Consider the following 6,484-nt stretch of genomic DNA (forward strand, 5'->3'; position numbering starts at 1 on the left):
TAAAAAAACAGTCCTTTGACTTCATTCAAGCCGTTTTCCCATTTTTTCTAGTAACCTTATATCAATGAAACCTCTGAGTCACTGATAATCCGCTACGCGATCAATTCTAAATCATTTTTGCCGTATATATAAAATAAAAAACATCCTTGAAAGGATGCTAAAATATTTATTCACTTATTTCAATTGTGAGTCCAAATGCAGTTCTACATCTTTCGCAATAGCCGGTTTTACTTACCAACATGTAACTTTTTTCATCAGATGCAACCATAAACTTATTTAAGCAACCAATACACTTCACTTGTTTCAATCTGTTAATTCCGATAGTAACTTTATTTTTGTTTTTATCATTACTAATTTTTCCGGATCTAATTGTACCAGTATATTTCATAGAACCTACCTCTTTGGATTGTGAGTATTGTTACATGAAGAAAATAAATCGAAAAATCTTACTTCTATATCTTAAAAAGGGCTATGCTCCATGCAAGGTTCGGGTAGTATTTTTGAGCAACCCACTCAAAAAATCTCCACCCTTTCCCCCTTGCCTTCCGCATTTTGGCAGGTAAGGATATGTCGCCAAGCCGAACATACTCAAAACGAGGATTCTCAGAATTCAGCTTGCTCTGACCATTGTACCTGCCAAACCGCCAGTGCTTCCGATCCTCGTTTGGATCTTTCGCTTGATCTTTTTACGCCATACGGGGGCTAGCCCCTCTTGCTACCGCAATTCACCCCAGCCTTCACCTTCTCACCTCAAAACAAGAAGAAAACCCAAAGATCATAGTTATCTACTTTCCGTTGCAATGTTAAGAGTCTCCCTTCATAAAAAATCTCGATTTATCTATGGAGTAATGGCGCTGACCTGCAGTTCATTAAAAAAAGGATAGTGATGATCATTAGCGTTCATACTAAAGAAAAAAACAAAAACCGGGGTGGGTTTTATGTATGATACATGGATTTATAATCATTTCATCAATACTGCGTTCTTCCCTGTGTTAGTAATGGGTGGAACGATAATCACTTTAATTATCTTTGCTTATTTTGCATTTAGATCAACAAACAGTTAGTAAAGAAATCCCCTTTCTAGTAACTGCTTGTTTTATCAATTCTATTTCATGGTACATAGCTTCAGACAAGATACTTTTTTTTATATTCCTGTTTATTTCATAATAAAATTCAACTAATAAATCCATTGAAAGCTTATCGTACAGAGTTTCTCTTTCCAATACTTGTTTCATCTGATTTCATCCCCTTCTAGGTGTTTTGCTATTGATAACACTCATTATATAAGGGTTTCTTCAAAAGTATATTCAAAAAAATGGAAGTGCAAGAGAGATGTCACAAATATTAAGTACATGATAAAACTGATGGTTAAAGCTATGTTTTTAAGCAACTTCATTTTTTTCTTTCCTTCTATCTTCGAATTTGAAAAGCAACCAGCACAATTATTATTCCTATGGTTATGTAGTGTATTCGGTCAAGAAGAACAATTTCGGAAAAAACGTACGCTAAGGATACAACCGTTGATACAAAAGGGATGTTCCGTTATTTCCCATTACAAGAATTTAGGAAACCAAAATGATAGTTCGGTAAAGTCGATTCCTTAACCAGGAAATCGTTTTTTTAATGGGTTGAAAATTCCTTAGCGTTGTAAATTTGTATTTATTCCTCACGCACCTCCCAAAAATACCGTTTGGGAGGTGCGTGAACAACGTGCAGGATATAGAGTGTACCACTGGCACACTCAAAGCGTTGGCACGCTTGGGGTTGACTAGAATACCGGTTATGTTAAATGTACCACTAGGGTGTTCAATCCCTTTGTTGGCAAGGGTAGAACGAGAATACTCTAGGATTCCGAACTTTCGAGCCCAATTTCACCTTACCATCTTTAGAAGATGACCTATATTTGTGTCATTTCATAATTTTAAACATACAATAAATTAGCTATTTAATATGCCATCTGCAGGGATGACAGGAAGGACGGCCATTGATGGTCGTCCTTCTGTGCTCAACAATCCTCAAAAAGCAAGAAAGAAAACAAACACTCATCTTAAACAAAACGGGTGTTTTTATGCTGAGAAACTTACGCATGTTCCTGACGTTACCCCTTATAAAGAGAAATCCTTTAGTGTTTCGTCGATTTCCTCTTGTGTAATCCCAATGTATCGTTTGGTGATCGACGGTGCGGAATGGTTAAAAATATTCTGCAGAAATGCCAGATCCTTTGTTCTCCGATAATAGGCATATCCAAATGTTTTACGCATGGTATGTGTGCCGATGTCATCCCTCCCAAGCACGTCTCCGGCCTTCACGAAGGCTCTATAAGCTTGTGTTGGTGTAATGGGACATTCCCCTTCCGACTCGCAAACAAGTACTCTCCATCGCTCATATGAGCCGTATAATCCTCAATTTCTTCCCGTAGCTTCACTGGCAACATAAATCGCTTCGTTTTATTCGTTTTTTTCTCTCGAATCACCACATGCGTTTTTCCTCGTACATCGTCAACGGTCAACGGAACCATATCGCTCACCCGCAAACCCGTGTTAATGCCAAATACGAACAAAAAATAGTCCCGTTCGGATCCATAGCGCCGAAGCGCCCATTTCATATCTTCGATTTCTTTGGCCGTTCGCAACGGCTGCACGTTCTTTTCTTTCATGATTTTCCTCCATTATCGTACATTAAACGTATGATATGGATAGTTTATCAAAAGGACCTAGTGATATCAACGAAATGAATGTACGAAAATATACTAAATCATACATTCGTATTGCATCTAGTATCAAAATTGATACGTTCTTTTTTTATTACACGGAAATTTTTATAAACACAATCAACTTGATCAGTATGTTAATAAAATATTCTTGAGTCACTACACAAATATAGAAATTGAATGGGGGGATGTTACTTGAAGAATTATGATTTTTACGATGAGTTATATAGTTACTCACCATATGGGCATTGGAAAAAGTGCGAAGTGCAGCACCACTACACCCCAAACAAATCGTGTAAAGAGAGTGAATGTTCCTGTTGTTGTTGTTGTTGTTGTCCAGGACCTCAGGGGCCGCCTGGACCTCAAGGATTAACAGGCGCCACAGGAGCAACAGGCGCCACGGGAACAGCAGGTTCCACAGGAGCAACAGGAGCCACGGGAACAGCAGGTTCCACAGGAGCAACAGGTTCCACGGGAGCAACAGGTTCCACAGGAGCAACAGGTTCCACAGGAGCAACAGGCGCTACGGGAACAGCAGGCGCCACAGGAGCAACAGGCGCTACGGGAACAGCAGGCGCCACAGGAGCAACAGGTTCCACAGGAGCAACAGGTTCCACAGGAGCAACAGGTTCCACGGGAGCAACAGGCGCCACGGGAACAGCAGGTTCCACGGGAGCAACAGGCGCCACAGGAGCAACAGGTTCCACAGGAACAGCAGGTTCCACGGGAGCAACAGGCGCCACAGGAGCAACAGGTTCCACAGGAGCAACAGGTTCCACAGGAGCAACAGGTTCCACGGGAGCAACAGGCGCCACGGGAACAGCAGGCGCCACAGGAACAGCAGGCGCCACAGGAGCAACAGGTTCCACAGGAGCAACAGGTTCCACAGGAGCAACAGGTTCCACAGGAGCAACAGGCGCCACAGGAACAGCAGGCGCCACAGGAGCAACAGGTTCCACAGGAGCAACAGGTTCCACAGGAGCAACAGGTTCCACAGGAGCAACAGGCGCCACGGGAACAGCAGGTTCCACAGGAGCAACAGGTTCCACAGGAGCAACAGGTTCCACGGGAGCAACAGGTTCCACAGGAGGAGTATTAGACTTTGCAGATTTTTTTGCGTTGATGCCTCCTGATAATGCAGCAACAGTTGCTCCCGGTACAGACGTAAGTTTTCCACAAAATGGACCTACTAGTGGGGCTGCTATTGCCCGTACTGGACCCAGTACATTTAACTTGTCTGCAATTGGCATTTATCAGGTCTTGTTTCAGGTGAGTGTGACCGAACCGGGGCAACTGATTTTAACTCTCAATGGCGCTGACCTAGCCTATACAGTGGTAGGGCGAGCCACTGGTACTTCTCAGATAGTGGGAATAGCTCTTGTGCAAACGACAGTCATCAATTCACTACTCACTGTACGAAATCCTGCTGGTAATAGCACGGCACTAACCATTACTCCTCTCGCTGGAGGAACAAGACCTGTTTCAGCGCACCTTGTTATCACACGACTTCAATAGACAAGGAAGCTCCTATCAGGGCTTCTTCAGAAGCTGAAAATGTTAATTCATCAACAATGTATAAAATCATGTATAAACGATAAAAATGGACCATTCGGAACCCCTTGAACACTAAGGGGTTTTAATTTTCGGAACTTCCGAAAATTGCTATTATGTTAACTAGATTTGTATAGAGCATTCATGTGTTCCTTAGAAACCTTGTTCAACAAACGGCAACGTATTGATAAAGAAGGTATTTTCCATCCAAACTGGATGGAGTAAGATTCCTTGTATTCTTAATATGATACAAAACTGCCAGTAAAATGGTTGGTTTTGTCTCTTTTTTTGCTGTAATTATTAATCGGAAAGCAATATCAGTCTAAAACATTAAAAATGAAAGCTGCTCCAGAGAATGTTTTTTTATGCTGCAGTGGTAAAATATATGTAAGCTTTACAACGCTTAAGAAAGGCGTGAGGGCTGTGGAAGGTCGAAATAATTTGTCTTTTGATGAATGGATTATTGCATCTTATCGTATGCAGAGAGTGGATTTCTATCCTTTTCAATTTCACTCACATCACGAATTTGAGATTTATTTCTTCTGTTGATTAAAACCGTTCTAGCAAATGTTTTTTGCGTCAACACGCAATAAAGTTGAATTGCGCCCAACCAGAGGCGTTCGTGATTCTTGCGTTACCCAAAAATAATATAAGCAAGGAGTGTTTACATTACCATAGTAAATGGTGTTGCTACCATTCTTCTTGATATCACTAAAGAGACAAAATTTTATCATTTGCTTTTTAAAAACTACAATTTTGCAGAGGAGCAACTTAGAAATGAATCAAGCATTTATAAATATATTACTTATAATTTGTTTAGGTTATCTATTAAAACGTATAAACATTTTAAAGGAAAAAGATGGAGCAGTAATTTCAAAAATTATTTTTAATATTACCCTACCAGCTTTGGTCATTGTGACATTTAATTCTGTTAAAATTGAACCTTCTTTAATTTTGTTACCGGTCATCGTCATTATTTTTGGACTAATTTCTGCGTTTCTTACTTTTTTTGTATTTAAAAAAGAGGAAAAAGAACTTAAAGGCACTTTACTAATGCTTGCTCCTGGAGCTAACGTTGGATTATTTGCATATCCTATTGTTCATGCTATGTGGGGAACAGAAGGTTTAATGTATTTTGGAATGTTTGATGTAGGAACTGCAATTGTTATTTGGGTAATTGGCTATATATTAGGTAGCTATTTTTCAGAAGAGGGGCTGACACTTAAGCCTGTTGCAATTCTAAAAAAACTCGGAAATTCCATTCCCTTAATGACTTATATCGTTGCTAGTATTCTAAATTATAGCCATATCCAATTGCCTTCTACGATAATTGATGTTGCTACTACTATATCTAAAGCAAATATGCCGTTGTCATTATTATTATTAGGACTATATTTGAATTTTACATTTGACAAAAAATATTTTAGACCTATTATGAAATTTTTAACTTTCCGATACGGTTTAGGGCTACTTTTTGGTTTAGCATTATACTTCTTCCTTCCTTTTGATCAAATGTTTCGATATACACTCTTAATCGGACTATTACTACCAGTTGGAATGACAGCTTTAGTATTTGGAATTGAATTGAAATATAGGACCACTCATTTAATTGCCATGATCGCAAATATTACAATTTTGATTAGTATTGTAATATTATATGTTTTTGCTATCTTTATACTTTAAATTATTGGTTTCAGGTACGGAATAAGTCATAGATGAGGACTAACACAGTATGAACACATTATGTAGGAGTCTATTCGAGAATATAAGCAGTTAAAAGGATCTTTCAAACCCGAGGATCCTTTTTCAATACCCATAAGGGTGATTATGTTAACTTACTTGAAGGTCATACGTATTTCACATTGAATAATACATATATGAGTTTGAGTGAAATGAGGGTGAACAATCAGTGAGTGTAGATCAAAAAACAACCATAAAAAGCATTTTAGAAGTATTGGCCCAAGAAGGAGTAAAAACAGGTGATGTAGCGAAACAAATACCTGGCATAAGTGAAAAACCATTTAGAAACGCATTAAAAGAGGCTGGATATGAATTTAGAAACTCTGGTCAAAAGGGTTGGTTTTTTATTGGAGAAGGTGAAGAACCCCTTGATAAAAGTATTTTTGATTATGTGAAATCTAGTTCACCTAAAGTTCATACGTCTTTCACGCAAAGTAATAAGATATTCACAAATAATCCACCTATTGTTCATGAACAATTCAC

The 6,484-nt window shown here is 38.9% G+C and carries 4 protein-coding genes and 2 pseudogenes; 3 read left to right on the forward strand and 3 right to left on the reverse strand.

The genetic code is table 11. The features are described 5' to 3' along the window. Nucleotides 1–166 precede the first annotated feature (166 nt). The 3 genes and pseudogenes from AC625_RS24870 to AC625_RS24880 form a co-directional block, all read right to left on the reverse strand. Nucleotides 167–388 (reverse strand): hypothetical protein, encoded by a 222-nt coding sequence (locus AC625_RS24870; protein WP_049684102.1) that lies wholly within the window; start codon nt 386–388, stop codon nt 167–169. Between the two features lie 661 nt (nt 389–1,049). After that, nucleotides 1,050–1,235 carry a hypothetical protein gene (locus AC625_RS24875; protein WP_049684103.1) on the reverse strand — a complete coding sequence of 62 codons (186 nt, stop codon included), beginning with the start codon at nt 1,233–1,235 and terminating at the stop codon, nt 1,050–1,052. A gap of 870 nt (nt 1,236–2,105) precedes the next feature. Then, nucleotides 2,106–2,656, reverse strand: a pseudogene (locus AC625_RS24880) (tyrosine-type recombinase/integrase). A gap of 249 nt (nt 2,657–2,905) precedes the next feature. On the opposite strand from AC625_RS24880, the gene AC625_RS24885 reads away from it, so the two are divergent. From AC625_RS24885 to AC625_RS24895, 3 genes and pseudogenes are all read left to right on the forward strand, one after another. Further along, on the forward strand, nt 2,906–4,225 hold the full coding sequence (locus tag AC625_RS24885) for a collagen-like protein (protein ID WP_245645134.1): 1,320 nt from the start codon (nt 2,906–2,908) through the stop codon (nt 4,223–4,225). Between the two features lie 813 nt (nt 4,226–5,038). Next, a complete protein-coding gene (locus AC625_RS24890) occupies nt 5,039–5,944 on the forward strand; it encodes an AEC family transporter (RefSeq protein WP_049684104.1) in 906 nt (301 codons plus the stop codon). 226 nt (nt 5,945–6,170) lie between these two features. Further along, nucleotides 6,171–6,484: pseudogene (locus tag AC625_RS24895) on the forward strand (hypothetical protein); the annotation flags it as partial.

The organism is Peribacillus loiseleuriae, from assembly GCF_001183985.1.
Taxonomy (GTDB): domain Bacteria; phylum Bacillota; class Bacilli; order Bacillales; family DSM-1321; genus Peribacillus; species Peribacillus loiseleuriae.

Bases quoted from the DNA above. Each gene is read 5' to 3' on its own strand.
- AC625_RS24870 (WP_049684102.1), bottom strand. From the start codon at position 388: ATGAAATATACTGGTACAATTAGATCCGGAAAAATTAGTAATGATAAA.
- AC625_RS24875 (WP_049684103.1), bottom strand. From the start codon at position 1,235: ATGAAACAAGTATTGGAAAGAGAAACTCTGTACGATAAGCTTTCAATG.
- AC625_RS24890 (WP_049684104.1), top strand. From the start codon at position 5,039: ATGAATCAAGCATTTATAAATATATTACTTATAATTTGTTTAGGTTAT.